The 24,868-nt window shown below is 61.0% G+C and carries 28 protein-coding genes and 1 pseudogene; 13 read left to right on the top strand and 16 right to left on the bottom strand.

Annotation, left to right across the window (positions count from 1 at the left end; genetic code table 11):
* Window positions 1-92 precede the first annotated feature (92 nt).
* Window positions 93-2,738: an aminopeptidase N gene (gene pepN / locus LB553_RS08760; RefSeq protein WP_224512371.1), complete on the bottom strand. Its 2,646-nt coding sequence runs from the start codon at window positions 2,736-2,738 to the stop codon at window positions 93-95.
* A 213-nt stretch (window positions 2,739-2,951) separates the two neighbouring features.
* Here pepN and LB553_RS08765 point away from each other — a divergent pair, with 213 nt between their 5' ends.
* On the top strand, window positions 2,952-3,899 hold the full coding sequence (locus LB553_RS08765; RefSeq protein ID WP_224512372.1) for a DMT family transporter: 948 nt from the start codon (window positions 2,952-2,954) through the stop codon (window positions 3,897-3,899).
* Window positions 3,900-4,001: 102 nt separating this feature from the next.
* Here LB553_RS08765 and LB553_RS08770 read toward each other — a convergent pair whose 3' ends face one another.
* From LB553_RS08770 to LB553_RS08780, 3 genes are all read right to left on the bottom strand, one after another.
* Window positions 4,002-4,811, bottom strand: a complete 810-nt coding sequence (locus LB553_RS08770) for a helix-turn-helix domain-containing protein (protein WP_224512373.1) — start codon at window positions 4,809-4,811, stop codon at window positions 4,002-4,004.
* Between the two features lie 91 nt (window positions 4,812-4,902).
* Window positions 4,903-5,823 carry a uracil-DNA glycosylase gene (locus LB553_RS08775; RefSeq protein WP_224512374.1) on the bottom strand — a complete coding sequence of 307 codons (921 nt, stop codon included), beginning with the start codon at window positions 5,821-5,823 and terminating at the stop codon, window positions 4,903-4,905.
* 67 nt (window positions 5,824-5,890) lie between these two features.
* Complete coding sequence (locus LB553_RS08780; protein WP_224512375.1) at window positions 5,891-6,529, bottom strand: hypothetical protein; 639 nt, start codon at window positions 6,527-6,529, stop codon at window positions 5,891-5,893.
* 227 nt (window positions 6,530-6,756) lie between these two features.
* Between LB553_RS08780 and LB553_RS08785 the strand changes: the two genes are divergently transcribed.
* Together LB553_RS08785 and LB553_RS08790 are read left to right on the top strand one after the other, a co-directional pair.
* Window positions 6,757-8,460, top strand: a complete 1,704-nt coding sequence (locus tag LB553_RS08785; RefSeq protein ID WP_263483976.1) for an electron transfer flavoprotein-ubiquinone oxidoreductase — start codon at window positions 6,757-6,759, stop codon at window positions 8,458-8,460.
* A 148-nt stretch (window positions 8,461-8,608) separates the two neighbouring features.
* Entirely contained in the window at window positions 8,609-9,205 is a 597-nt protein-coding gene (locus LB553_RS08790) for a DUF922 domain-containing protein (protein ID WP_224512379.1), read from the top strand.
* Window positions 9,206-9,236: 31 nt separating this feature from the next.
* On the opposite strand, the gene LB553_RS08795 is transcribed toward LB553_RS08790, so the two are convergent.
* The 6 genes from LB553_RS08795 to LB553_RS08815 form a co-directional block, all read right to left on the bottom strand.
* Window positions 9,237-10,247: an endonuclease/exonuclease/phosphatase family protein gene (locus LB553_RS08795; RefSeq protein WP_224512663.1), complete on the bottom strand. Its 1,011-nt coding sequence runs from the start codon at window positions 10,245-10,247 to the stop codon at window positions 9,237-9,239.
* Window positions 10,248-10,375: 128 nt separating this feature from the next.
* Complete coding sequence (locus LB553_RS08800; RefSeq protein ID WP_224512381.1) at window positions 10,376-11,833, bottom strand: AMP nucleosidase; 1,458 nt, start codon at window positions 11,831-11,833, stop codon at window positions 10,376-10,378.
* A gap of 277 nt (window positions 11,834-12,110) precedes the next feature.
* Window positions 12,111-12,305, bottom strand: coding sequence for a hypothetical protein (locus LB553_RS08805; protein WP_224512383.1), 195 nt, complete (start codon window positions 12,303-12,305; stop codon window positions 12,111-12,113).
* Window positions 12,306-12,365: 60 nt separating this feature from the next.
* Window positions 12,366-12,500, bottom strand: a complete 135-nt coding sequence (locus LB553_RS30480) for a hypothetical protein (protein WP_263483977.1) — start codon at window positions 12,498-12,500, stop codon at window positions 12,366-12,368.
* A 401-nt stretch (window positions 12,501-12,901) separates the two neighbouring features.
* Complete coding sequence (locus LB553_RS08810) at window positions 12,902-13,249, bottom strand: hypothetical protein (protein ID WP_224512385.1); 348 nt, start codon at window positions 13,247-13,249, stop codon at window positions 12,902-12,904.
* Between the two features lie 32 nt (window positions 13,250-13,281).
* Window positions 13,282-13,824 carry a hypothetical protein gene (locus LB553_RS08815; RefSeq protein ID WP_224512387.1) on the bottom strand — a complete coding sequence of 181 codons (543 nt, stop codon included), beginning with the start codon at window positions 13,822-13,824 and terminating at the stop codon, window positions 13,282-13,284.
* Window positions 13,825-14,172: 348 nt separating this feature from the next.
* Here LB553_RS08815 and LB553_RS08820 point away from each other — a divergent pair, with 348 nt between their 5' ends.
* The 8 genes and pseudogenes from LB553_RS08820 (at window position 14,173) to LB553_RS08855 (ending at window position 18,815) form a co-directional block, all read left to right on the top strand.
* Window positions 14,173-14,880, top strand: a complete 708-nt coding sequence (locus tag LB553_RS08820; protein ID WP_224512389.1) for an SOS response-associated peptidase — start codon at window positions 14,173-14,175, stop codon at window positions 14,878-14,880.
* A gap of 200 nt (window positions 14,881-15,080) precedes the next feature.
* Window positions 15,081-16,379: an SMODS domain-containing nucleotidyltransferase gene (locus tag LB553_RS30675; protein WP_224512391.1), complete on the top strand. Its 1,299-nt coding sequence runs from the start codon at window positions 15,081-15,083 to the stop codon at window positions 16,377-16,379.
* A gap of 23 nt (window positions 16,380-16,402) precedes the next feature.
* A complete protein-coding gene (locus tag LB553_RS08830) occupies window positions 16,403-16,963 on the top strand; it encodes an SLATT domain-containing protein (RefSeq protein ID WP_224512394.1) in 561 nt (186 codons plus the stop codon).
* Window positions 16,964-17,377: 414 nt separating this feature from the next.
* The gene (locus tag LB553_RS08835) at window positions 17,378-17,569 is read left to right on the top strand and encodes a hypothetical protein (protein WP_224512396.1); all 192 of its coding nucleotides are present in this window, start codon (window positions 17,378-17,380) and stop codon (window positions 17,567-17,569) included.
* Window positions 17,570-17,579: 10 nt separating this feature from the next.
* The gene (locus LB553_RS08840) at window positions 17,580-17,789 is read left to right on the top strand and encodes a hypothetical protein (RefSeq protein WP_224512399.1); all 210 of its coding nucleotides are present in this window, start codon (window positions 17,580-17,582) and stop codon (window positions 17,787-17,789) included.
* A 7-nt stretch (window positions 17,790-17,796) separates the two neighbouring features.
* Complete coding sequence (locus LB553_RS08845) at window positions 17,797-18,060, top strand: hypothetical protein (RefSeq protein ID WP_224512400.1); 264 nt, start codon at window positions 17,797-17,799, stop codon at window positions 18,058-18,060.
* Window positions 18,061-18,155: 95 nt separating this feature from the next.
* Window positions 18,156-18,380: pseudogene (locus LB553_RS30775) on the top strand (GYF domain-containing protein); the annotation flags it as partial.
* A 90-nt stretch (window positions 18,381-18,470) separates the two neighbouring features.
* A complete protein-coding gene (locus LB553_RS08855; RefSeq protein WP_224512683.1) occupies window positions 18,471-18,815 on the top strand; it encodes a TM2 domain-containing protein in 345 nt (114 codons plus the stop codon).
* A 674-nt stretch (window positions 18,816-19,489) separates the two neighbouring features.
* On the opposite strand, the gene LB553_RS08860 is transcribed toward LB553_RS08855, so the two are convergent.
* The gene (locus LB553_RS08860) at window positions 19,490-19,819 is read right to left on the bottom strand and encodes a hypothetical protein (RefSeq protein WP_224512402.1); all 330 of its coding nucleotides are present in this window, start codon (window positions 19,817-19,819) and stop codon (window positions 19,490-19,492) included.
* 276 nt (window positions 19,820-20,095) lie between these two features.
* On the opposite strand from LB553_RS08860, the gene LB553_RS08865 reads away from it, so the two are divergent.
* The gene (locus tag LB553_RS08865) at window positions 20,096-20,347 is read left to right on the top strand and encodes a hypothetical protein (protein ID WP_224512405.1); all 252 of its coding nucleotides are present in this window, start codon (window positions 20,096-20,098) and stop codon (window positions 20,345-20,347) included.
* A gap of 139 nt (window positions 20,348-20,486) precedes the next feature.
* Here LB553_RS08865 and LB553_RS08870 read toward each other — a convergent pair whose 3' ends face one another.
* From LB553_RS08870 to LB553_RS08890, 5 genes are all read right to left on the bottom strand, one after another.
* Entirely contained in the window at window positions 20,487-21,026 is a 540-nt protein-coding gene (locus tag LB553_RS08870; RefSeq protein WP_224512407.1) for a hypothetical protein, read from the bottom strand.
* A 105-nt stretch (window positions 21,027-21,131) separates the two neighbouring features.
* Entirely contained in the window at window positions 21,132-21,869 is a 738-nt protein-coding gene (locus LB553_RS08875) for a hypothetical protein (protein WP_224512409.1), read from the bottom strand.
* A 32-nt stretch (window positions 21,870-21,901) separates the two neighbouring features.
* Window positions 21,902-22,360: a hypothetical protein gene (locus LB553_RS08880; RefSeq protein WP_224512411.1), complete on the bottom strand. Its 459-nt coding sequence runs from the start codon at window positions 22,358-22,360 to the stop codon at window positions 21,902-21,904.
* A gap of 338 nt (window positions 22,361-22,698) precedes the next feature.
* A complete protein-coding gene (locus LB553_RS08885; RefSeq protein WP_224512413.1) occupies window positions 22,699-23,160 on the bottom strand; it encodes a hypothetical protein in 462 nt (153 codons plus the stop codon).
* A 111-nt stretch (window positions 23,161-23,271) separates the two neighbouring features.
* Entirely contained in the window at window positions 23,272-24,141 is an 870-nt protein-coding gene (locus tag LB553_RS08890; protein WP_224512415.1) for a ParB/RepB/Spo0J family partition protein, read from the bottom strand.
* A 101-nt stretch (window positions 24,142-24,242) separates the two neighbouring features.
* Between LB553_RS08890 and LB553_RS08895 the strand changes: the two genes are divergently transcribed.
* Window positions 24,243-24,530, top strand: coding sequence for a hypothetical protein (locus LB553_RS08895; protein ID WP_224512417.1), 288 nt, complete (start codon window positions 24,243-24,245; stop codon window positions 24,528-24,530).
* The last annotated feature ends 338 nt before the right edge of the window (window positions 24,531-24,868 follow it).

Raw genomic sequence — 24,868 nt, forward strand, 5'->3', positions numbered from 1 at the left:
TTCGCCTTGTCCAGAGGCGCGGGCGAAAAAGATTAAAAGTTGATTGAAATTTGTCTTTTCCCTTCTCCCACAGGAGCAGAAGGCAGAGAGCGCTAAGCCAGCGTTCGCTCCACAATATCCCGCAGATCAGCCGACAGGTTCTCAACCTTCGCCATGTCGAGCAGTGTCTGCCTCGCTTTGGCCTGCCGTTTAGGCTCCAGCGAGCGCCAGGACCTGAGCGCCGTCGCCAGCCGCGCCGCCACTTGCGGGTTGCGCTTCTCTACCTCCAGCACCGTCTCGGCGAAGAGGCGGTAGCCTTCGCCGTCGGCGCGGTGGAAACCGGTCTGGTTGGCGCTGGAGAAGGTGCCGATCAGCGAACGCACCCGGTTGGGGTTGGCGATCGAGAAAGCCGGATGCCGCATCAGCTCGCGCACCTTCTCGACAGTCTTCGCGCCGGGCACGCCGGCCTGGATCTGGAACCATTTGTCCAGCACCAGCGCGTCGCCGCGATAGCGGGCCTCAAAGGCGGCCAGCGTCTCTTCGGCCTCGGCCGTGCGTGGGTGGCGATGCGCCAGCACGGCCAGCGCCGCGGCGCGATCGGTCATGTTGGTGGCGGCGGTGAAGTGCCGCGCGGCGAGGCCCGCGCCACCCGGCTGCAGCGAGAGGTAGTCGAGCAAAGTGTTGCGCAGCGCGCGCCGTCCTGCGCTCGCAGCATCGGGGCTGAACGGACCCTTGTCGGCAAGCCTGTCATAGAGCGCCGCGAATGCCTCGCGATTAACCTCGCCGATCGTCCGCGCCAGCGCCTCGCGCGCTGCAAAGATGGCGTCGGGGTCGATGCCCTTGCCGATGTCGCGGGCAATGTCGGCTTCACCGGGCAGCGCCAGCGCCAAGGCCCGGTAGGCCGGCTCAAGCGTCTCGTCGCCGGCAATCCTGCCGGCCAGCGCGGTCAGCTTTGCCGCCAAGGCCGGCTGCTTGCCGCCGAGGATCTGGCGGAAGGCGGCGATCAGCGCGTCGGTCAAGAGCGTGTTGAACGCCTGCCAGCGCGAGAAGGCATCGCTGTCATGCGCCGCGAGGAAGAACAGGTCGTCAGGCTTCTGCTGCACCGAAAGCGTGATCGGCGCCGAGAAGCCGCGGTTGAGCGACACCGAAGGCCGTTCCGAGACGCCCGAAAACCGCACCGTGTGCCGGCGCTTTCGGATATGGATGACGCCGTCATCGACAGTTGCGCCCTCCACGGCCGTCCAGGTGACAGGCTTGCCGTTGGCGCCGACCAGGCCGAAGGCTAAAGGAATATGCATCAGCCGCTTGCGGCTTTCGGACGGCGTCGGCGGCACCGACTGTTCGATCTCCAGTGTGAACTCCTTGGCCGCCGCATTGTGCGTGGAGCTCACAGTCAGGTTCGGCGTGCCGGCCTGGTGATACCAAAGCGCGAATTGCGCGAGGTCACGGCCCGAGACGTCCTCGAAGACTTTCAAGAAGTCTTCGATCGTCGCGGCCTGGCCGTCATGCCGCTCGAAATAAAGGTCCATGCCGGCACGGAAGGTCTCCGCGCCGAGGATGGTGCGGATCATGCGCACCACTTCCGAACCCTTTTCGTAGACGGTCGCCGTGTAGAAGTTGTTGATCTCGCGGTAGCGGCGCGGCCTGACCGGATGCGCCAACGGCCCCTGGTCTTCCGGGAACTGGTGCGCGCGCAGCGTGCGCACCTCGGCAATGCGCCTTACCGCCCGCGAACGCTGGTCGGCGGAGAATTCGTGGTCGCGGTAAACCGTCAGCCCTTCCTTCAGGCAGAGCTGGAACCAGTCGCGGCAAGTGATTCTGTTGCCAGTCCAATTGTGGAAATATTCATGCGCGATGATCGCCTCGATATTGGCGAAGTCGGCATCCGTCGCGGTCTCCTCGTCGGCCAGCACATATTTGTCGTTGAAGACGTTGAGGCCCTTGTTCTCCATCGCGCCCATGTTGAAGTCGGACACGGCGACGATGTTGAAGACGTCGAGGTCGTATTCGCGGCCGAAGGCGTCCTCGTCCCATTTCATCGAGCGTTTCAGCGCGTCCATCGCATAGCCGGCAAGCCGCTCCTTGCCGGGTTCGACATAGATGCCGAGCTCGACCTCCCGGCCGGACATTGTGGTGAAGCTGCCCGCCACCTTGCCGAGCGCGCCCGCCACCAGCGCGAAAAGATAGGAGGGTTTCGGGAAGGGGTCGTGCCAGACCGCGTAGTGCCGGCCGTCGGCGAGCGCGCCGCGTTCGACGGGATTGCCGTTGGAAAGCAAGAGCGGCGCCTCGTTGTGCGGGGCCTCGATGCGCACGGTGTATACCGACAGGATGTCGGGACGGTCGAGGAAATAGGTGATGCGGCGAAAGCCCTCGGCCTCGCATTGCGTGCAATAGACGTTGTTGGAGCGGTAGAGGCCCATCAGCGCCTCGTTGCGCGAGGGCGCGATCTCCGTCTCCAGGCGCAGCTCGAAGCGCTGCGCCGCGGGTGGCTTCAGGATCGTCAGCCGGTCCGGCGTCGCCTCATAGTCGCCGGTCGGAAGCGCACGTCCATCGATGGCAACGCCGAGCAGCGTCAGCCCGTCGCCGTCGAGCACCAGCGGCGCCGAGGCGGCGATGTCCTCGCGTCGCTCGATGGTGAGCAGCGCGGTGACATGGGTCGCGTCCGGCGACAGGCGGAAGTCCAGGCTGGTTGCGGGGATGAGATAGTCGCTGGGGCGATAATCTTCGAGCCTGAAGACATGGCCGGTATCGGTGCGCATTCCTAGACTTTTCCTGTCGATTTCGGGCGGAAGGCCAGCTTGGCTGGTCCAAGAATTTTAAGGTGCGCGCTCTTTACACGAAACGGCCACTCGACAAAACTGCGGCATAGGTTGTGTTTCGCAATTCCGGACGGAAAACCGTTACACCCTTTTCCTGGAATTGCTCTTGGCCTATTTCGCGGCTTCGTTTTCCGACCCTTCTTCCGAGGCAATATGACCGTCGATCATGCCGTCGGCCACAACACGCTGCGCGGCATCACGCTGAAGATCGTCTCGGTGACGGTTTTCGTCGGCATGCAGACCTGCATCAAGACGGCCGGCGACGTGCCGGCCGGGCAGATCGTCTTCTTCCGCTCTTTCTTCGCCATCTTCCCGATCATCGCGTTTCTGGCCTTCAAGGGCGAGCTCGCCACCGCGTTCACGACCAGGCGGCCGTTTAACCATATCGCGCGCGGCCTGGTCGGTGTCGGCGCCATGGGGCTCGGCTTCTTCGCGCTGACCAGGCTGCCGCTCCCCGAGGCGATCACGCTGAACTATGCGCAGCCGCTGCTGGTCGTGGTGTTCTCCTCGGTTTTCCTCGGCGAGACGATCCGCGTCTATAGCTGGAGCGCGGTCGCGATCGGTCTTGCCGGTGTGCTGATCATCTCCTGGCCGGAACTGACGCTGCTCAATTCGGGCGCGGGCCTCGACGACCAGGAGGTGTTGGGCGTCATGGCCGCGCTGATCGCCGCGGCGATCTCGGCGGTCGCCATGCTTCTGGTGCGCAATCTCGTACAGACGGAGAAGACGGCGACCATCGTGCTGTGGTTCTCCTCGACGGCTTCGGTGCTGTCGCTCTTCACGTTGCCCTTCGGCTGGCAGGCGTTGACGCCGATGCAGGCTGCGCTGCTCGTCGTCGCGGGCTTCTGCGGCGGGCTCGGCCAGATCCTGATGACGGCGGCCTACCGCCACGCCGAAGCCTCGGTTGTGGCGCCGTTCGAATATACCTCGATGATCCTCGGCGTCGTCGTCGGCTATTTCGTCTTCGGCGACGTAACCTCGCTCAACACGCTTGCCGGCGGCGTGATCGTGGTCGCCGCCGGCATCTTCATCATCTGGCGCGAACGGCAGCTCGGCCTGGAGCGCACGCGCACCAGGAAAGCCGCACCGCCGCAGGGATAGTTCCGCTGCGTGAATCTCATGCCCCGAGTTCCTTCACCCCCCTCTGTCCTGATGTCCGGCAGGACAGAGGGGGGTGCTGTCCCACGGCCTTCTAACTTTGAGCTATTGAGAGCTCCGCTCCTTCGCCAGCCGCACCAGCACCGCCCGTGTCTGCTCGTCGGCCGGGAAAAAGGATTCGATCGCCAGCTCCGACAGGGTGACGTCGAGCGGCGTGCCGAAGACGGTGATGGTGCTGATGAAGGAAAGCACCGCATCGCCATGCGCGAGCTTGAGCGGGTGGACGATGCCGCTTGGCTCGACCGGCCCCGGCCGGCCGCTCTTCAGCCCGGACGGATAGGTCCGCAATTCGCGCTCCAGCTCGATCAGCACCGGGTCGCCGGTGGCGTCGTTCTGGTGCTTGAGCCGCTCCAGCAGATGCGCGCGCCATTCCGCCAGGTTGACGATGCGCGGCGCCACGCCGCCCGGATGAAGGCTGAGCCTCAGCACATTGACCGGCGGCTGGAGCAGGGACGGCTCGGAAATATCGGCAAGGAACGGGGCGATCGCGCCATTGGCGGAAACGAGGTTCCAGTGCCGGTCCACCGCCAGTGCCGGAAAGGGCTCGTGGCCCTTGAGCACGGTCTCGACCGCGGCCATCGCTGGCGCAAGCGTTCGGTCGGTGAGCGGCTTTTCGCTGAAGCTCGGCGCGAAGCCCGCGGCGAGCAGGAGCTGGTTGCGCTGTCGCAGCGGGATCGACAGCTGCTCAGCCAGATGCAACACCATATCGCGCGACGGCTGGGCGCGGCCGCTCTCGACGAAGGAAAGATGCCGCTGCGAGATATCGGCTTCCATGGCGAGGTCGAGCTGGCTCATGCGCCGCCGCATGCGCCACTCGCGGATCAGGCTGCCGGCGGAGGGTTCGGATGTGGTCATCGGGGGAGGAGTACGGGGGCGAGAGACGTGATTCAATTACTTGGAAGGTTATAGCTCTACCTTAGCCCGCAAGGGGAGAAGGGAAGGGCGCTCACGCCAGCCCCCTCAACTTTGCCTTGACCTCGAGAAAATCCCGCCAGGCCAGCTTCTTGTGCGCAGGCGTTCTGAGCAGATAGGCCGGGTGCAGCGTCGGCATCGCCGGAATGGCTTTGCCCGATGCAGTCGTGTGCACCCGCCAGTTGCCGCGCAGGCGCAGAATCCCCTCAGTCGTGTTGAGCAGCGTCTTGGCCGATGGGCCGCCGAGATTGATCAGCACCTTGGGATTGACCAGCTCGATCTGCCTTTCGATGAAGGGCCGGCAGATTTCCGTCTCGTGCGGCGTCGGCGTGCGGTTGCCCGGAGGCCGCCACGGAATGACGTTGGCGATATAGGCCGAACCACGGTCGAGGCCGATCGCCGCGAGCATCCGGTCGAGAAGCCGGCCGGAGCGGCCGACAAAGGGCAGGCCTTCGAGGTCCTCGTCGCGGCCCGGCGCCTCGCCGACCAGCATCAGGTCGGCGTTCGGGTTGCCGTCGGCGAAGACCAGGTTCTTGGCCGTGAATTTGAGATTGCAGCCGTCGAAGGCAGCCATGTGCTGGCGCAGTTCATCCAGCGTCGAAGCGCTTGCCGCGAGTTGCCGGGCCGCAGCCGCTTGTGCCTCGTCGGGAACGGCCGCGGCCGCCGGCACCCGGGCCGGTGCATCCGGAATATTGGCGGCGTCGAGGCCGGATAAGGGCGCTGGCGGGTTCTCGACTCGTGCCGGGACCTGCTCGGGTGCCGTTCGGCTTTCGGGCGCGGCTTCGCGGCGCGGCGCGGCTGGCGTCCGCTCGGTAGGCCTGCGTTCGGCCGACTTCGCCGCTTCGGCAAACCGGTTGATCGGCGCGTCTTCGAGCGCGTCGTCGACGCCGGCGCTGGCATAGAAGGCGAGCAGTTCGGCGATTCCGGCTGGTGTGCTGGGGGAGGCGGCAGTCATGGCGCCACCATTGTCCGCGCGGCGTCGATTTGCAAGTTGTCAGCTCCGACTTGAATACCGGCGTACTTCACCCAGTGGGTATGCGCGGATCCTGCACGATATAAAACGTCCAGCGCGGCGTGTAGTCGGTGACCAGGAAATCGAAGGTCGCCGTCTTCAGCGGGTCGACCTTGCCGTTCTTGAACAGCAGCTGGTCGTAAGGTTCGAACTTGCGCTCGAAATCGGCGAAGTTGCTCGACCAGATGTTGTCGGGCGTCTTGTTGCGCTGGTCGAAGGACAGGCCGTCGCCGAACACGCTTGGCTGGTCGAGGATCTCCTGCAGCTCGAACTGGAACTCCACCCAGGGCAGCGCGCTGTTGTTGAGCACGTCGATGCGCATATACATCACGCCGTTGGCGACCTGGCCGGCCTTGCCGAAGGGCTCGATCGGCTTGGTCGCGCGGATGGTCAGCGTCACCGGCGTTGCCGTGTTGAGCTCTTCCTTGATGATCAGCGGGTCTTCCTTGGTGCCGATGCCGGAGGCGCCGGTGATGCGGAAGCCGCCCAGCTCGTCGGAGAAGGAATAGGCGCCGGTCGCCCAGACCTTCACCGGATCGGCCTCCGCCGGTAGGGTCAAAAAGAGGAGCGGAAGAACCGCGCGCCAGGCCGCGCCTGGCGTGAAGAGTAAGCGCTTCGATGGAAAGCCGGCCGGCTCTGGACTGCGCATGACGCGAAGTATTGCCGATAACCAAGCCGTCGAACAATTAAAAACATGCCCTCGCCGCCTGGCCTGTCAACCAAGTGGCGCTGGCCTATGCTTGGGCATGGTCTCCGCTGCTGCCTTTTCGTAGGGAAAACCGCGACTTTTTGTCGAAATCGGCATTGTCATGTCAGCGCCGGTTTCGCGTCGCGAATTGATGCGCTATGCAGCGCATGAGCCAGCACAATGCGAGAATGCGGCAAGCTATAGAGGGGTCGATGAGCGATATCGAACGCGAAAGCATGGAATTCGACGTGGTGATCGTCGGCGCTGGTCCCGCCGGCCTTGCCGCCGCGATCCGTCTGAAGCAGCTCAACCCGGACCTCTCCGTCGTCGTCCTCGAGAAGGGCGGCGAGGTCGGCGCGCATATCCTCTCCGGCGCCGTCGTCGATCCGATCGGCATCGACCGGCTGCTGCCCGGCTGGCGCGATGAGAGCGATCATCCGTTCAAGACACCGGTGACGGCGGACCATTTCCTGGTGCTTGGCCCTGCCGGTTCGTTTCGCCTGCCGAACGTCCTGATGCCGCCGCTGATGAACAATCACGGCAATTACATCGTCTCGCTGGGCAATGTCTGCCGCTGGCTCGCCACCAAGGCGGAGGCGCTGGGCGTCGAGATCTATCCGGGCTTCGCCGCGGCAAGCCTCGTCTACAACGAGGCCGGCGCCGTCGCCGGCGTCATCACCGGCGACATGGGCGTCGAGAAGGACGGCACGCATGGCCCGGCTTACGCGCCCGGCATGGCGCTGATGGGCAAATACGTGCTGATCGGCGAAGGCGCCCGCGGCTCCTTGGCCAAGCAGCTCATCGCCAAATACAAACTTTCCGAAGGCCGCGAACCCGGCAAATATGGCATCGGCCTCAAGGAGCTCTGGCAGGTCAAGCCCGAAAACCACAAGCCGGGTCTCGTGCAGCATTCCTTCGGCTGGCCGCTCGACATGAAAACCGGCGGCGGCTCTTTCCTCTACCATCTCGAGGACAACCAGGTGGCGGTCGGCTTCGTCGTCCACCTGAACTACAAGAACCCCTATCTGTCGCCCTTTGAGGAGTTCCAGCGCTTCAAGACCCATCCGGCGATCGCCGGCACTTTCGAGGGCGCCAAGCGCATCGGCTACGGCGCGCGCGCCATCACCGAGGGCGGCTGGCAATCGGTACCGAAACTGTCCTTCCCCGGCGGCGTGCTGATCGGTTGCGCGGCCGGCTTCGTCAACGTGCCGCGCATCAAGGGCTCGCACAACGCGGTGCTGTCCGGCATGCTGGCGGCCGAGCATGTGGCTGGGGCGATCGCCGGCGGCCGCGCCAATGACGAACTTGCGTCTTACGAAGAAGCCTGGCGCGGCAGCGACATCGGCAAGGATCTGAAGAAGGTGCGCAACGTCAAGCCGCTGTGGTCGCGCTTCGGCACCATTGTCGGCGTCGGCATCGGGGGTCTCGACATGTGGCTGAACACGCTGTTCGGCTTCTCGCCTTTCGGCACGCTGAAGCACGGCAAGGCCGACTATGCGACGCTCGAGCCGGCATCCAAACATCAGAAGATCGCCTATCCGAAACCGGACGGCGTCTTGACCTTTGACCGGCTCTCCTCGGTGTTTCTCTCCAACACCAACCATGAGGAAAACGAGCCGGTGCATCTGATCGTCGGCGACATGGCCCTGCAGCAGCGTTCGGAACACGATGTCTTCGCCGGTCCCTCGACCCGCTACTGCCCGGCAGGCGTTTATGAATGGGTGGACAAGGACGGCAACGCCGCCGCCGATCCGTCGGCCAGGGACGTGCGCTTCGTCATCAACGCGCAGAACTGCGTCCACTGCAAGACCTGCGACATCAAGGATCCGAACCAGAACATCAACTGGGTGCCGCCACAAGGCGGTGAGGGGCCGGTCTACCAGGGCCTGTGAGCCGCTCCGGCCGGGCCGTCTCGGCGCCGCTCCGACAAAGCCGGCGAAGGTCGGTTTACGAGGCATGTGAGCCGCGCCTTATCGGCAGAGACCGTTGAAGCCGGGCGCCGAGTGTGGTCTGCTTCGCCTCTAAAACAAGGAGGCGGACATGCGGCGCATCAGCCTGGCGATTTTAGCTGCTGCCGGTGTGCTTTTTTGCGGGACGGCCTCCGCCGGCACCAAGCTGACCGTGCATGTGCGCAGCTATGACGTCGCCGGCAGGACCGGTGCTGAACTGATCGAGGCGATGGATGGCCTCGGGCCGCGGCACGGCCATGCCACGCGCGCCATCGCCGAGACCAGCTATACCGTGCATTGGGATCTCGACGTGAAGCGGGACAACGGCATCTGCCGGCTGCGCCAGGCTAATGGCACGATCGACCTGACCTATACGTTTCCGCGTCGCACGTCGCCGTCCGGCCCGGTCCTGCGCAGGCGCTGGGACCGTTTCATGGCCGGCGTGCGCCAACATGAGCGCACCCATGGCCGTGTCGCCAAGCAGATGATGCGGGCGACCGAGACAGCGCTTGCCGGGCTCGAGCGGCAGGACAACTGGTTCTGCACCGGTCTTCGCTGGGACGCCAGGCGCCGCATCGACACGATCTATGCCGACTACGAGGCCAGGCAGAATGCCTTCGACGCGCGCGAGCACCGCGACGGCGGCCATGTCGAAAAACTGGTCAATGCTTTGAGGGGGAAGAACTGAAAACTCCAGCCGGTCGCCTATTAAGCTGACATCAGCTGCGCGGCCTGTCCTGCGCGTCGTTCGCCGCCAGCGCCGATCTGTGCTCGTCCTCGGGCGCGTTGCTGTCGGATCGCAGCGTGAATTCGACCAGCACCGGCAGATGGTCGGAGCCGGTATCCTCCAGCCGGGCCGACGACAGGATCGTCACCCCGCCTTTGCTGAACACCTGGTCGATCGGCAGGCCCGCATAGCGGCGCAGGAAGTCGGGCAGCGTGCGGTGGATCCAGGTCGGACCGGCCGACGGCATCAGCGTCATACCGCTGAGCCGCGCCACCCGCCGCACCGCCGCGCTCCACGGCACGGCATTGCAGTCGCCGGCCATGATCGCGGTCTCTCCGAGCCCGGCCAGCGGTTCCGCCAGTTCGCTGATCTGCCAGTACTGCTCCTTCGGCCACGGCCAGCTCAGATGGATCGCTGCGACGTCGACCGGAACGCCGTTGAAATCGATCGTGGCGATGGCCATCGCGCCACGCGGCTCGCAACGCGGCGCGGTGCCGGCGGCGAAGGGACGGCGCGAGAGCAGCGCGACGCCGAATATGCCGTTGGGATAATCGCAAAAGATGCGGTAGGGATAGGCGCGGGCAATGTAGCCAAGCTCCTTCGCCCACATGCCGGACACTTCGTCGAGCGTGATGACGTCCGGATTGGTCCTGCCGATCAGCGACAGCACCTTCTTCGGCGTCGGATTGTTGAAGCGCAGGTTCATCTGCAGCAGGCTATAGACGATCCGGTCGACCGGCTTTGCGACCGCCTGCTGCGTCGACAATCTGGGCAGCGCGCTCGTCGTCGTGGCGAAGCAGATAATGGCGAAGACCAGCGCCGCGACGGCCTGCAGTCGGTAGGGACCGGCAAGCAGGGCCAGCGCGAGCAAGGCCGTCAGCACGCCCAAATGCATGCGGAAATGCGAGAAGGAGTCGAAGGCCGGATGCAGCGCGCCGAAGAACCCCGCCAAGAGCGCAGCCGAGCATGCCATCATCGCCAGGAATGTCAGCTGAGCCATCATGCTCAAGCGCGCACCGCCCGTTGTCATCTGCTCCGACTGCCCCAGCCATTCATCCGGACCGCTTATCGGCCAAATTGCGGCCCAAGCAAGACGACGGATTGCCTCGCCGGTGGCTGGCCGGCACCTGGCTACTGGAACGCCGTCTCGGAAAAACTTCTGAGCTTGCGCGAATGCAGCCGCTCCATCGGCATTTCGGCCAGCTTCTCCATCGCTTTGATGCCGATGGTGAGATGCTGCGCCACCTGGCGTTTGTAGAACTCGGTCGCCATGCCGGGCAGCTTCAACTCGCCATGCAGCGGCTTGTCGGAGACGCATAGCAGCGTCCCGTAAGGCACGCGGAAGCGGAAGCCGTTGGCGGCGATGGTGGCCGATTCCATGTCGAGCGCGATGGCGCGCGACTGCGACAGGCGCTGCACCGGTCCACGCTGGTCGCGCAGCTCCCAGTTGCGGTTGTCGATGGTGGCGACGGTCCCGGTGCGCATGATGCGCTTGAGGTCGTAGCCGGATAGGCCGGTGACTTCGGCGACCGCCTCCTGCAGCGCCACCTGGATCTCGGCCAGCGGCGGGATCGGCACCCAGACCGGCAGGTCGTCGTCCAGCACATGGTCTTCGCGCACATAGGCATGTGCCAGCACATAGTCGCCCAGCGCTTGCGTGTTGCGCAGGCCTGCACAATGGCCGAGCATCACCCAGGCATGCGGTCTCAGCACCGCGATATGGTCGGTGATCGTCTTGGCGTTGGACGGGCCGACGCCGATATTGACCATGGTGATGCCGCCATGGCCGGGTTTCTTCAGGTGATAGGCCGGCATCTGCGGCAGGCGCTGCGGCAGCGTGCCTTCAGAAGCCGTCGCTCCGTTCCTGGTAATGACGTTCCCGGGCTCGACGAACTCGACATAGCCGCTGTCGCCATCGGCCATCAATTCGCGGGCGCGCGCGACGAATTCGTCGATGTAGAACTGGTAATTGGTGAACAGGACGAAATTCTGGAAATGCTGCGGGCTGGTCGCCGTGTAATGCGTCATGCGGTGCAGCGAATAGTCGATGCGCTGCGCGGTGAATGGCGCCAGCGGCCGCGGCTCGCCCAATGCCACCTCGAAGGTGCCGTTGGCGATCTGGTCGTCGGTTCCGTCGAGATCCGGCACGTCGAACAGGTCGCGGATCGGTCGCCTGATGCGTTCGGCGGCCGCGCCGTCGACATAGGTGCCTTCCAGGAAGGCGAAATGCAGCGGGATCGGCGTGGTCGACTCCGACACCGTCACCGTCACGCCGTGATTGCGCATGATCAGCCGAAGCTGCTCGATGAGATAGTTCTCGAACAGTTGCGGCTGGGTGATTGTGGTGGCGAAATGGCCGGGCGTCGGCATATGGCCATAGGCTTGGCGCGAATCGACCTGGCTGAACGACGTCGTGGTAACGCCGATCTGCGGATAGAAGGCCCGGTAACGCTTGCTCTCGTCACCGCCCGCGGCAAGCGCTGCGAAGGAATCGCGCAGGAATTTGGTGTTGCGGTCGTAGAGCGCCTGCAGCGCCGCGACGGCCTTCTTGGCGTCATGGAAGTCCTGCTTGCCGAAAGGCTCCGGCATGACGACAGATTCGATGGCTTGGGGGTAGATTCGCTTTTCCATGGCCCAATATAGAGATTTGGAAGAGCGCTTGGGAGGGGTGAGCGGACAGGAACCGCAACCCAGCTGGAGATTTTTTGTTATCGCTCCGATTCAAGGTGTGACGAGATTCAGGTCAGGCCGAGTCGAGAAAGGTGGATTCCGAGAACCGGAGTGGAGCGTACTTTCAGTACGTGAGCACCGGAGGCGCAGGAAGCCGCCTTTCGCAGGCCGGCCTCACCGGAATTATCGACACACCTTATCCGCGCTGCAGGCTGATCAGCAGTACAAAGCCTACGGTGGTGTTCTTGTGCGCCGGTGCCTCGATCCTGTGGCTCGTGTCGGCCCGCATCATCGGCACCGCCAGCACCGGGGCTGCCAGCAGGATCAGGATGAGCGCCGCCCGCGGCAGCAGCCGAAGGGCATTGGTTGCGATGGCGGCGATGCGGATCATTTGGTGGTGTCCACGTTTCAACTTGATCTTCAGCTTGGTCGCTTCAGCGCTTGAATTGGTTCACGACGCCGACAACGCAGGCGCCGGCCGTTCCCACGAGCGGGCCGAATGACCGGCCTCCGCCACCAGAATGGCGAAGAGCATGCCGAACAGGCTCATCAGCAGGCAGACGATGGTGAAGCGACGGGCAAGCATTTCTCTCTCCTTCAATGCGGGAGAAAATGCCTGACGGCCTCTGAACCGGTTCTGAGACCGGTATTCATCTGCGGTTCAAATTGATTGACGAGGGTTTGAACGGGCGCCGGTGACGCGCCGTCGGTCCGACGGAGCGTTGCCGCGCCAAAAGAAAACGGGGCCGTTCGGGCCCCGTTCGGATCATCTGGAGTTTGCGATCAGAGCTTATGCCAGAAAAGACTTTATCTTTGCAGATTGTACATGGCGTACGATGCGTGAGCCGTTAGTGTTCCATGTCTGTGGCTCCTGCGGGATAGGGGCAGGAACCCTGCGTTCCCTGTGGGGCCACGGGGGAAACCAGCCCCGCCTATATAGGTAAATGCCGAAACAGATTTTTTGCAGAAATGTCCGCTGGTGAAAGTTCAGGCTCGCTTGTCCAAGTCCGCTAGGAATTGGTCCTTGGCGCGCACATCGTAATTCAAGGCGGCAATCCCCGTTGCCGTAAAGATAAGTCCTAAGGGAAACACTACGCCCAGCAACACGAACGCCAGCACAAACAAGGCCCACGGATATTTCTGGGCATACGGCATTAGCCCTATCGCTATCAACAAGCGCATTTGAATGTTCCAGGCCGATGCCAGGACTCGACCCACTAGCGGCATTAAACGACCAATGGAGTCCTCAAGTTCTTTAAGAGTCCCCCGCTGTGGATTTCCCTCGGGATGGCTCCGTGAACCCGCGCTCTCGGAATTGGTTTCGTCGCTGCTCATGACACCCCATACCCTTCTCTCAAGTGATGCTGTTACTCCTGCCGTTGGGCGGCGGTAGCGAAGTACTTCGCCATGAACTGCGGTAGTTCGCCGACCATCACTATCACAAACCCTGTCGACCAGACGTATCGCTCTCTCACGGAGCAATCCGCGTATATTTTCTCGAAGGACCAGTCAGTTCCTTTCGTTGCACGAAGCCTAAAATCCTCCCCGTATTGCGGAAAAACCCTTCGGACAGCAGCCGAGTATTCGGCCTCCTGTTCGGCGGTGATTTGGTCGACCCCTCTATGGGCCAGCCCGTTCCGGTGCTTATTCATCAGGCGCGCGGCCCCGAGGAAGGCTTGTGGTGCGCCCAAGATTTCCAAAAGATTGAGCTTCTCGGACAGATAGTTAGCGCGCGCGACCTTGAATCTACCTTGAGTAATTACCTCAAGGGCGTGTTCAGCAGCACGCTCCACTTCGAAATGGCAACGGATGACCGCACCGATGTCGTCTTCGCTACGCAGCGCGGCGACTAGCCGACTGGTCTCCGGTTGATGCGCCATCGTTAACGTATCGAATTCAACGTCAATCATGTCCGAATGTAACTTCCCCGAATCATCGCCTGTCCCTGCGCCACACCCTGTAGGCCATATAGGCGAGGATCAAAACGAGCGCCGCCAGGGCTGCAGCGCTCCCGATAGGGCCTACGCCCCGAATTCCAATGCCCCAGGCGGCAATTTCAAGTGTGTCCATCGCGTTGGTCCTCTCTGATTCCTACAGCAGGATTGCGCGCGAACAGTTGTTGTTGCGATTTAACGACAATTCGCCGCGCGTTTCCGGCTCAGAGCTTGAGGCCTCCAAGGCAGCGTCAATTGCGATATCCACAGAAATCTGACAGCGTTCGGACTTAGGAGCCCCGCCGCGCCAGACAAGAGACGTGTATGTGCAACCTCTACAACATCACTACCAGCCAAGACGCGATCCGCGAGTGGACCCGCGCCATGCGGGACATCCTGGGGAATCTTGAGCCCTCTATCGACATCTATCCCAACACACCCGGCCCGGTGGTGCGCAATGCTCTTGATGGCCAGCGCGAGCTTGCCCGGCTGCTATGGGGGATGCCGTCACCCCCCGAGCGAGTTAAGGGCAAGGCGGACTATGGAACCACGAACGTTCGCAAGACCAACTACTTCCATTGGCAGCCGTATCTCGGGGTAGAACACCGTTGCGTGGTGCCGGTGACGAGCTTCGCGGAACCCAGCCCGATCGATGTGAAGGACCCCGAGACAGGCATCAAGAAGAACTACTGGTTCGCGTTGAACGAGGATCGGCCGTTGTTCTTCTTCGCGGGACTGTGGACCCGTTGGCACGGGATGCGAAAGGCGAAAGACGCTCCCGCCGACCACGAGGTCTACGGATTTCTGACAACCGAACCTAACGCTCTCATCAAGCCTATCCATGAGAAGGCTATGCCGGTGATTCTCACCACGCGCGAGGAGGTGGAGACCTGGCTCACTGCGCCCTGGTCGGAAGCGCGGCACATGCAGCGTACAGCGCCCGAGGATGCCTTAGTGGTTGTCGGGAAGCCCGAAACGCAGATCAAGTTCCCTCAAACGGCAACTAACAGCGGTCAGTTATCCCTGTTCTAAGTGACTGCCCTTTGGATGAACTTTTGTACAAGTACCGCATCCGGCACTCCGTGTGGGAGGGCTGTGTCATTCATTGCAGGGGAAAACCGAAGTTTTATTTCTTAAGAATGTTGATTTTTTGAAAGTCACCTCTCATCGTAATTGCCGAAAATTTAAATTGATTCTTGCTTGGCGAAGCGGCGCCTAGATGAGGTATTGCGGTGGGTGTTGCCGATAACTTTAAGAGCTTCATTGAGAACCTGAAGATTTCCAATGCGGATGTCATTAGCAATCGCTACGGTGAAATCACTGCAGCGCTAAATAAAAACTTCCGGGACAGCGAGTCGAAGACCGCAAACAGTTTGCAAGTCGGATCGTATGGGCGGCACACGGCAATAGACGGTATTTCTGACTTGGACATGCTCTACATCATGCCGTCTTCTAGCTGGGATGACTACAAGGACAATGGTCAGTCTCGGCTACTGACTGAAACCAAGGACGCCATTAAGGCGCGCTATCCAAACACCGAGGTTTATGTGGATCGACTGGTAGTTCGTGTTCTATACACGGACTTCCATATCGAAGCGCAACCCGTGTTCGAGCAAGAAGATGGGAGTTTCAAATATCCGGATACGTATGGCGGCGGCAAGTGGAAGATCACGATGCCTCGAGATGAAATCAAGGCGATATCAGAGTTCAACGAACAGAAAAACAGCAACCTACGCCGCCTTTGTAAAATGGCGAGAGCATGGAAGAACAAGCACGGCGTCGGCATGGGCGGCCTCCTGGTCGATACGCTGGCCTACAATTTTTTGAAATCTACGTCGGAGTACGACGAGAAGAGCTATCTGTACTACGACTATATGAGCCGTGATTTCTTCAAGTACCTTTCCGACCTCCCTGACCAAGACTATTACGCTGCGTTGGGAAGCGGTCAGAGGGTGCGAGTAAAGAAGAAATTCCAGAAGAAAGCTGAAACCGCTCATGAGTTGTGTCTCAAAGCCATTGAAGCCGCCGGGAAAGAGAATGAGAACGACAAATGGCGAAAGGTGTACGGACGGCAGTTTCCGGCTGCGAGTGCAAGTGTCAAAAAGGCCGAGGCCGCCTTCGGCAGCTATCGTGAAACTGAGGAGTTTATTGAGGACCGTTTCGCGGTAGATATTAGGCACCCGATTACGATCGATTGTGATGTGTCGCAAAATGGCTTCAGGGAGCGCTTACTCAGAGACATTGTGCGTCTCAAGCTGCCGTTGAAGCCGTCCAAAACTCTAAGATTCCATGTCGCAGCGCATAATATCCCTGGTGATTTTAGGCTCTATTGGAAGATCTTAAATCGAGGGGACGAGGCCATAAGAAGGAATTGTATCCGAGGCCAGATAGTGATGGACGCGGGAAAGCTAGAAAAGAATGAGACTACAAACTTCCGTGGCGATCACATCGCTGAATGCTACGCCGTCAAGCGTGGCGTTGTTGTTGCCAAGGATAGGATACACGTTCCCATCGACTCAAACGCCGCGTAGCGCGCGAGAAAGATACAGCTTGTATGACCGAATTCAGCGCTATGGAGGACCAAATACGGGAGTGTTTTGGCCGAGTGATCTACACCCACAAAACCCACGAGAAAATGGCTGAGGCCTGCGCAACCACGTTGCAGCGTTATAAGCTGTGCCAGATTGCGGTATCAGTGCTCACAACGTCGGGCGCACTAAGCGTTGTCTTTCTGGATCAGTTCTGGCTGAAATTGGCGACAGCGCTCCTTTCCATCGCCGGGCTTTGGGCATCGGGATATATGAAGGGTTTTGATCCTGGCGGCACGGCACAGAAACATCGTGACGCAGCTGCAAACATATGGCCGGTGAGGGAGTCCTATCTGTCGCTCTTGACGGACCTCCGTATGGGGGCCTTGTCGGTAAAGGAAGCGGGGCAGCGGCGTGATGAACTTCAGGTAACGCTTGCGGCGATTTATGCGGGGGCACCCCAGACAAACTATGCCGCTTACAAAAAAGCCCAAGATGGTCTCCAAAAAAATGAGGAGTACACCTTTTCCGATCAGGAGATTGATAAGTTCGTTCCGGCGTCCTTACGAAAATCGCAGGCGCGTTAACTGTCCCTCCAAATGATTCTTCGTATCATTCTTATTTCCGCAAGCCGTCGAACCTGAATAGTCTGTCGTTCTCGTGCTGAGGGATTTTGTGTCTCGGCTTGCATAAAATCATTTTTGCCGCAGCGCTCACATCTCATTTTGGAACCCACGGATTCAGCCTCGATATCCCCGACGATCTTCCTCAAGTCGTCCGGCTGATACCAGCGCTTGACGTTGCACAGCCCACAATGAACGCGGACCAATTGCCCAGTTTCATGGGCATTGCTGAGTCTCCACGCGCCTCCGCGCCTGCTTCGTCCACCTGTATCGGGCATGACACAAGGTAGGAGTATATTCCTCGTTGAGTCAATTTCGTCTTGACAATTTCGTTCCCTTTTTGTTCACTAAGAGCATGGACCATTAGGAGTTAATGAAATGGACCACATTGTCAGGCTCGACGGCCGCCAAGAGGCTGCTCTCCAAGCAATCGCGGACAAGTTCGTTGCCACCCACAAGGGCGACGTGATGAAGGCTCTCAAGGAAATGATCGTGCTCAACGGGCACCTCCAAGAGAGGCTTGACGCCGCCACCGAGCCGTCCTCGCGGTCCCGCCGTCTGTTCGGGTGAGGAGCGGACCATGGGCACGTACAATCTAGACCCTGCTACCAGAGCCGAACTGCACTTAGAGGCCCAAAAGCTCATCGCGAAATACGAGAGCCCGGCGGATGCCGTGGAGGCACTCATGGCCTACAACTGTGAGCTTGAAACCCAAATACTTGCTATCGCCCATCGATATCCGGGGCTTGTCTCCATCAGCTTTGACGAGACACACCCCACTGTGGCGTGAGGCAGCCATGAGCGAGAGCATTCTCCCGCAGCGGCAGACCCCGAAGCTGATCGTGGTCACCGCCTTCGATCGGGACGAAGAGGGCAGCCTCCAAGCCGTCTACGGGCCTGCCGAGCAGCAGTCCGAGGAGCGGGCCATAAGAACCGCCAAGGCCCTCGCGGGGAAACATGCGGGGGCGATTGCTTGGTCTCGCGAGGCCAACCCGTCAATTGGCGAGTATGGAGAGCCAAAGACGCTCTTTGTGGCTGGCGACGTGCCAGACATGGAGTAGTGTCACTAGCAATACGGACGACGATAACCTTGAGATTGGCATTGCTTTTTATGGACCCGTTGCTAAAGATGCTGCTAGGGGTCTAGGGGGAATCTATGACAGAGCAAACGGGGGATAAGCCCGCGCTACCTGTGGCGACTGGGGCTAGGTCGAATACCATTTCCGATGCTCCACCGCATCCTTTGGACGGTTCTTGGCACCTTAATATCGGAGGCCAGAATTATGGTCCGTACACAGGTCACGAACTTCGAGACTTCGCTAAGGAAGGGCGCATAACTTTGGCTTCACAGGTCATCCCAGTAGGCGGGACTGTTTGGAAGTCTGCCAAAGACGATCCTGTTCTTGGTCGTTTCTTTGAGCCAGCCAGAACTGCGCCGCTTCCGCCGTCACGAACAAGTTTGGATAACAGAGTGAACGCAGCAGAGGGCGCCACTATCGTCCAGGTGACGAACAATATCGGACCTCAACCCGGCCACGGGGTTGCTGCGGTCCTTCTGGACGGCGCGGCGGCGAACAAGTCCGCTGGCGTGGCGCTTATTCTTTCGCTTCTCATTTGTGGCTTGGGCCAATTCTATAATGGCCAAATAGGGAAGGGCATCCTCATGTTTGCCCTCATGATCGCCCTGTGGTTTGTGTTGTTGGGGTGGGTCATCTGGATTTGGTCCGCAGTCGACGCCTATAAGACCGCTAAGGCAATGAACCTCCGCTACCATATGCTTCTCGCCGGGGCCTCGCCCGTCTCGCCGAGAGGCTGACGTGGGTTCGGATCGCAGACCGTTAACGAGCGCGACTGGACTGTGCCCGTCTTGCTTCGGCGAGACCCTCAAAGGGGTTAGCACCTGTCCGACTTGCGGGGCAGTCTTGTCTCTGGAATGGGCGGTCCAGGATGCCAAGCAGGCAGGAGCGAGGAAGCTCGCTTCAATCTTGGCGAGCATTAGAGCCGATCCAGTTTCGATGTTGGCGTGGATTTTGGCGGTTATTCCGCTTCTTGTGGTGCCCCCTACGCTCGCCGTTTTGGTTGTGCTCTACAAAAGCAAGCCGGATCGAAATCAATGGCGGTGGCTGTACGCAGTTGCCGCGATCAACGCCTGCCTCAGTCTGTACTTTTGGTCTTGGGCAGCTGACTATGTCGTTGGGACGAGAGCCTCGATCGTCAATTGGCTATGGACGATTTGGGTACCCCACACAGGAGCACCGATGATTGGCGTGTGATGTGTGATCGCTTCCCATTAGGACCCGCACCATGGATGAGGTGTCGATGGGCAGCTTTTCGCCCCGTATATAAATGGCACCGCCCGCCACCTCTCAGAAATCAAGGCCTCACTCACGTCTTGGCGATCAAGCAAACCACAGCTGCGCTCATAGTTGCAGCGGTTTGTGCCCTTGAGACTAACGCCACAATTGTAGAGTCGGCAAGGAACCCGGCGACTTAGCCAAAGGAGAAGGTAAACGGCTTGCCGCCCAATGTCCCGGTGCCGGTACCCCTCATGCCTGTGGAAACGAAGTTGAACGGGCCGCTCGACCCATCACTGCACGTGAATGTTCCGCTGCCTTGCCTGTTGTTCACGTACACAAAGTCACCCTGGCACTTCCGACCTTTGTTGCTGGTGATGGTCAGGTTCCCGGCGCCGTCGGCGTAGCCTGTCGCGCTTCCGGTGAAAGTCTCAGAGCCGTCTCCAGCCTGTCCCCTAACCGGAAGCGTCATAGCGCATCCGCCGAGCAACAGACATCCGGCAAAGCCCGCAATCAATTTCTTCATTTTAGCCCCTTAGTAACTTCCGGCGCATACAGGCACAGGACGGCTGGTCGCTCAAGACCACTTTGAATCTGTCCACTGGACATGCCAGTCCTGGTCCAAATGAGCCTCTACATTAGCAAGTCGCCATATTCGATTTTGTCGCGGGGATACCTTGTTTCTCCACAGATTGCCTTCGTTAGCGAAGCTTCTTCGGTGGTCGGACTTTTTTCCTCAGAGAGCATGTGATTGATAGCGTGTCGGCAACAAAGCCATGCTTCAAGATGGAAAGCCGATATCATGATCAACTACAGAGTAATGTTTTTTGGAAAACAGGGACGCCTCGTCAGCAAGAGGACCGTAGCCTGCGAAGGGCACTGGGAGGCCTGCGAATGGGCGTGGAAACATAAACCGTCTCAGTCGGGAGACTTCCACATCGAAGAGGCGGACCACGACCATGATCCAGAGGCGCAGCGTCGCAAGGACGATGAGACGATTAGTGCGGCCTTCCACATCCTCCGCAAGCGAGCGGGGATGATCGAACTACCCTGACGGGTACTCAGGGGCACCGTGCGCGACCGTAACGAAACGCAAGGTGCCCCTGAGTCCGCTCTACCCCAAACCTCACGCTACCGCAGACCGGGTGAGAGACAACGGACGGGAGCGACGACGTAGGGGATAGAGAAACGGATTACGCGCCTTCCGCTATCGCGAGGGCACTTTGGTTTTCGGCGAGTTCAGCGTCGGCCAAAGTGTCGGCGGTGTCGGTAACGTCCACCTCAGGGCCGCTCAAGGCCGGGAAAAAGGACGTGAGTTCCTTCTGGGTCACCCTGGGCGCTCCTGCCGCCAAGTCGCGCTGAGGCTTGGTCTCGGCAGTGTAGGGCAGACCCGTGGCAGGGTCATGGGTGCCCCGCACGATTCCCGCGCGGACCTCGGCCATGGCCATCCGGTCGGCACGATCTGCGGCGGCGGCGCCCTCAGCGTGGCCGGGCCTGTCGGCACCGTGAGAGCGCGTCCGAACGTCCACCTTGCGGATAGCCTCGCGGACCAACTGCATGGCCTCGCGTTCCTGCTTAAGCTGGCGCTCAAGTTCCTGGCGCTGACGGACAAGGGTCGAGTTTTCATTGGTGAGACGCGCGATCTCGGCGTTCAGCTTGCCGATCTCGGTCGAGTTGTCGAGGGCGTCGAGTTGGGCGAGGAGTTCCTCGCGAGTCATAGGCTTCTTGGCCATGTTCTTCCTTCCTTGTGATTAGTGTGGCAGCAGGGCTGCGATGGTGGCTGCGGTCGCGAGGACCAGATAGAGGGTGGCAAGGTGTTTCATGAGAAAAGCCATCGATCAGAACTCGTCCGCGTCGGGCAGAGACTGCCACCACCAGTCATAGGCCTGGGGTAAACGGGAAGGGTCCAAGCGACCGGTGACCACATCGGAAACGATGCGACGAGCGAAGGTGTCATCCGTGCGGGAGGCGGCATAGACCAGAGAGGCCCAACGCTCGTCTCCGATATGCTCGGATGCGACGGGCGAGGCTTCCATCACAGCTGTCTCGACCAGGACCGACGCGGTGGCGGCATCCACCCCAGTGGCCTCGGAGAGGCGGGTGAGCGTGTCATTGAAGTCGCCCGTTTCGACCAGGGTTTCCACGCCATTCACGAAGGCCTCGGGGGTGAAGCATTCCGCAATGGCGTCAAGGGTCTCGGAGAGTGACGGCGCTGCGTCCTCATCCTTGATCTCAAGTTGCTCCTGAAGGGCCTCAAGTTCCTCGTCGGTCATATCGTCAACGTCGATGTGTTCGAGAGGGTCGTGACCGGCAGGGATGGCCTCAGGGTTCAGGGTGGCAGGGGAGCCGATGGGAGCGGCCTCGGGGTACGCTTGAGACGCAGGGGTAGCACCAGTGAGACCAAGCTCGGCGGCGATGTCGGCATCCACATAGGTGTTGAGACCAGCCACGAAGACCTTGCCATCGGGGGCAGGCCCAGCGGCAGAGCCTGAGGCATAGTTCGGGTTGTTGTTGGCGCCCCAACCGGACCTGAGGTCCATAGGGTTAGGCATGCGCATCATTCCGTCATCGGACATGAGGCTATTTCCTTCGATTGTTAGACGCTGCTTCAGCAGCTGAGGAGACCTGCGGCCTTGAGGGCCATGCGGGTGTAGTCGCGGAGGGTCAGGGACTGACCGTCGTTGGTGGAGACGGGTGAGAACCAGAAGTCCTGGCCGTAGATCGTTTTGGCGTGGTGTACGAAGTCGCGGCCAAAGAGCCGGTGGGTGGCCCCTGAGGCCTCCTTGCGCAGCGTCGTCCGACCGATGGTCTTGCGGAAGTCGCCCAGAAGGGCACCGGCTCGAGTGGTCAGGAAGGCCTTGCGGTTCTCCCATAGACCCCCGACGTGGCCTGTGTCGTAGTAAACTTCCATCCACCCGCTGAGCGCCAGGGCGTTGGTGACGGCCTCGGTATAGGTCCGCCTGTCGCGGTGCTGCCAGTTGGCGAGGAGACCCTTGGCCTTGGCTATCTGCGGCAGTCCCTTGTGGATGTCGGAAGGGCTGAGGCAGAAGGCAGGAGGCTGCGCCATGCGCCGCTCAAGGCTCCTAAGGTCCCCTGCGATACGCTGGGCCAGCTTAGCGTCGGTCTGTAGGTAAACGGCAATGGCGTGGCGGAAGATGGCCAGTTCGTTGCGGGACGGAAGGCGGGCCAGGGGGTCCCCACGGGAGCTTGCGGCGTCCCTGTGGTGGCCACAGTAGCGGGAGACACCCGAGCGCCTCCGATCACAGCCAGGGCAGGAGCAAGGTTTGCGTTCGTTGATGATCTGTCGGCGGCGCAGCTGGGCGCCGTTGTCAGGGGCTTGGACACCAACACGCCAGTCGCGCGGGTGACCCCGAGTGACGGGAGATGCCATGAGGGTTCCTTGGGTTACTGGAACTGGCCGTAGTTCTTGAGACCAGAGGTGGCGATGTCCGTGAAGGTGGACATTGCGTTAGGCTTCAGTGCGTTGACAGTGCTCTGGGCCTGTATCTGTTGGGACTTACCAGTCATGATGTAGTTGGCCTTGGCGCCGTCCATCTGGTCCTTGGCGTTGGCGATGGACAATGCTGTCTGCCGGGACTGCTCGGCAAGCCGAAGACCAGCGGTCGGCCCGTTCATGCCAGCGCCTGAGGCTACAGCCGCCGAATGGGCGCGGTCTCCTTCCAACTGGGCCTGATAGCCATCCTTGAGGGCGGCATTGGTGTTCACGATGAACTCGCGTTCATTGGCGGCTTGCTGCAGATTGTAGTTGGTCACAGCAGCCTTTTGTTTGTCGCTCGCTATGGATGCCTCACCGGCAGCTTGAGCGGCCCCGGCAGCAAGGCCGAGGACTAATCCGAAATCGCACACGGCGACCTCCTTATGGTTAGGGTATGTTGAACCTGCCCCAATGGGGCGGAAGGGGGGCTAGCGGTATGCCCAACTGGGCAACGCTACATGGGCAATGTGCCCAGTCCGCCCCTAGTAGTCGGGGTTGTCCCGCTCCTCGATCATGCGATCCAGGTTAGCCGCGACATGCTCACTAAAGGCGGGTGCCTCAAGGAGCCATGCGGGGAAGCGCTTATCAAGAACCACAAGGGCCTCAGCGAAGATGTCCGCATTCTTGAACAACTGGGAGCCGAAGGTCTTACGCAGGCGGCGCTCATAATCGGAAACCAGCTTGGAACGCCAGTCTGGCACGGGAGCCTTTGGCGCGTGTCCCTGCAACTCGTCTCGGGCATCCTGCCATGTGAGGGACATGAGATGCTCCTGGGTTGCTCCCGTCGCGGCAAGGCCCTCGCGAACCTTGCGCATGTTCTTCACGGTGCCATCCGCTACGGAGCAGCAGCGGCGTATCCTGTCACGGGATAGGTCTGTGGTGACCGTCAGGAACCACGCGCGGTCCAGTTTCTCGACAAGAGTCATGGGCAGGCGGTCCTTTGAATTGGCCTCGACGGCGAACGCCAGGGCCTCCTCAAGGGTCCCCTCGAAGACCTCGACGGGCACGGCGGTGTGAACGCCAGCTCGGAGGTAAGCGTGTCGGCGGTGGTGACCATCGACCACATACCACCGGTCTCCACCCCACCAGACAGCCAGGGGGTCCAGATAGGTAGGATTGGACGGGGAGCCGATAGCGGCCATGAGGGTTTCAATGTGGCGTTCGCCTTCGAGCTTGCGCCCTTCGAGTTCACGCGGCTGGAAGACACCCGTCATTGACGTGACACGCGAGGGGCCGATGGGTCCCTTGAGGTCGAGGCGGGTGGGCAGTGGAGCGGGTGGCGTGGAGCCGTTCGTTTCGAGGGCCTGCCGGATGACCTGGAGGGCCTCGGGGGTGGAGATTTGTTCCGTCATTTGGAACCTTTCGTTGGTGCTGGGTGGGCAACGCTACATGGGCAATATGCCCAGCCTTAAGCAGCCTTCCCGTCTCGGAAGGCCTTGAGTTCATCGACCGAATGACGGCGGGTGAGCCAGTTGGGCATCAGGTCTTGAGTGTCCGCTGGGCGTTTGGTGCCAGCGGCTACGATCTCGGCTATTTGGTCATGGTCCAGGTAGACGGTGTCGGATGGAAACCACCCGAGGAGCCGAAAGGACCAGAGGGTCCCCAGGATTTCCTTGATGGCGTCAACGTGGATGCGGTGATTGCATCGGACCCTTTCCATGTCCTCCAAGCTGCAGCCTTCCGGCACCATTCCGCCAACGTGGGCGAGGCGTCTGGTGGCGCGGGTTATGCGGACTGGTAAGGGGAACTCACGGCTCCAAGGGCGTTTCCTTGGGGACGGAAAGGTCTTGGCGAGGCTTGGGGTGGTCGTCGGGGTGCGCAGGGCTTCACGGAGGGCGAGCAATTCGGCATCGCCAGCCGCATCCGCAGGGGCGGTATGGGTCATGGGGTCCTACATGTTGTGATGATCAGGGTGCAAGCGCCAAGATGTGGATGGCGGTGGCTCGGTGATCAAAGGAGACCACCAAGAGAAAAACAGGGAAGACAGGGGAGGAGAGGTGAGCAAGCCGAACGTGGGAGCTTTCCTGTTCTCCATATGAGGCTCTAATTGGCGGTCTCAGACCGACCTGGCTTCACATT

It is taken from the genome of Mesorhizobium sp. CA8 (genome assembly GCF_020164955.1).
In the GTDB taxonomy this organism is placed as follows: Bacteria; Pseudomonadota; Alphaproteobacteria; order Rhizobiales; family Rhizobiaceae; genus Mesorhizobium.

What these genes read in the sequence shown, in the direction of transcription:
- pepN (WP_224512371.1), bottom strand. Translation starts at nt 2,738, where the DNA reads ATGCGCACCGATACCGGCCATGTCTTCAGGCTCGAAGATTATCGCCCC.
- LB553_RS08765 (WP_224512372.1), top strand. Translation starts at nt 2,952, where the DNA reads ATGACCGTCGATCATGCCGTCGGCCACAACACGCTGCGCGGCATCACG.
- LB553_RS08770 (WP_224512373.1), bottom strand. Translation starts at nt 4,811, where the DNA reads ATGACCACATCCGAACCCTCCGCCGGCAGCCTGATCCGCGAGTGGCGC.
- LB553_RS08775 (WP_224512374.1), bottom strand. Translation starts at nt 5,823, where the DNA reads ATGACTGCCGCCTCCCCCAGCACACCAGCCGGAATCGCCGAACTGCTC.
- LB553_RS08780 (WP_224512375.1), bottom strand. Translation starts at nt 6,529, where the DNA reads ATGCGCAGTCCAGAGCCGGCCGGCTTTCCATCGAAGCGCTTACTCTTC.
- LB553_RS08785 (WP_263483976.1), top strand. Translation starts at nt 6,757, where the DNA reads ATGCGGCAAGCTATAGAGGGGTCGATGAGCGATATCGAACGCGAAAGC.
- LB553_RS08790 (WP_224512379.1), top strand. Translation starts at nt 8,609, where the DNA reads ATGCGGCGCATCAGCCTGGCGATTTTAGCTGCTGCCGGTGTGCTTTTT.
- LB553_RS08795 (WP_224512663.1), bottom strand. Translation starts at nt 10,247, where the DNA reads ATGATGGCTCAGCTGACATTCCTGGCGATGATGGCATGCTCGGCTGCG.
- LB553_RS08800 (WP_224512381.1), bottom strand. Translation starts at nt 11,833, where the DNA reads ATGCCGGAGCCTTTCGGCAAGCAGGACTTCCATGACGCCAAGAAGGCC.
- LB553_RS08805 (WP_224512383.1), bottom strand. Translation starts at nt 12,305, where the DNA reads ATGATCCGCATCGCCGCCATCGCAACCAATGCCCTTCGGCTGCTGCCG.
- LB553_RS30480 (WP_263483977.1), bottom strand. Translation starts at nt 12,500, where the DNA reads ATGCTTGCCCGTCGCTTCACCATCGTCTGCCTGCTGATGAGCCTGTTC.
- LB553_RS08810 (WP_224512385.1), bottom strand. Translation starts at nt 13,249, where the DNA reads ATGAGCAGCGACGAAACCAATTCCGAGAGCGCGGGTTCACGGAGCCAT.
- LB553_RS08815 (WP_224512387.1), bottom strand. Translation starts at nt 13,824, where the DNA reads ATGATTGACGTTGAATTCGATACGTTAACGATGGCGCATCAACCGGAG.
- LB553_RS08820 (WP_224512389.1), top strand. Translation starts at nt 14,173, where the DNA reads ATGTGCAACCTCTACAACATCACTACCAGCCAAGACGCGATCCGCGAG.
- LB553_RS08830 (WP_224512394.1), top strand. Translation starts at nt 16,403, where the DNA reads ATGACCGAATTCAGCGCTATGGAGGACCAAATACGGGAGTGTTTTGGC.
- LB553_RS08835 (WP_224512396.1), top strand. Translation starts at nt 17,378, where the DNA reads ATGGACCACATTGTCAGGCTCGACGGCCGCCAAGAGGCTGCTCTCCAA.
- LB553_RS08840 (WP_224512399.1), top strand. Translation starts at nt 17,580, where the DNA reads ATGGGCACGTACAATCTAGACCCTGCTACCAGAGCCGAACTGCACTTA.
- LB553_RS08845 (WP_224512400.1), top strand. Translation starts at nt 17,797, where the DNA reads ATGAGCGAGAGCATTCTCCCGCAGCGGCAGACCCCGAAGCTGATCGTG.
- LB553_RS08860 (WP_224512402.1), bottom strand. Translation starts at nt 19,819, where the DNA reads ATGAAGAAATTGATTGCGGGCTTTGCCGGATGTCTGTTGCTCGGCGGA.
- LB553_RS08865 (WP_224512405.1), top strand. Translation starts at nt 20,096, where the DNA reads ATGATCAACTACAGAGTAATGTTTTTTGGAAAACAGGGACGCCTCGTC.
- LB553_RS08870 (WP_224512407.1), bottom strand. Translation starts at nt 21,026, where the DNA reads ATGGCCAAGAAGCCTATGACTCGCGAGGAACTCCTCGCCCAACTCGAC.
- LB553_RS08875 (WP_224512409.1), bottom strand. Translation starts at nt 21,869, where the DNA reads ATGTCCGATGACGGAATGATGCGCATGCCTAACCCTATGGACCTCAGG.
- LB553_RS08880 (WP_224512411.1), bottom strand. Translation starts at nt 22,360, where the DNA reads ATGGCGCAGCCTCCTGCCTTCTGCCTCAGCCCTTCCGACATCCACAAG.
- LB553_RS08890 (WP_224512415.1), bottom strand. Translation starts at nt 24,141, where the DNA reads ATGACGGAACAAATCTCCACCCCCGAGGCCCTCCAGGTCATCCGGCAG.
- LB553_RS08895 (WP_224512417.1), top strand. Translation starts at nt 24,243, where the DNA reads ATGACGGCGGGTGAGCCAGTTGGGCATCAGGTCTTGAGTGTCCGCTGG.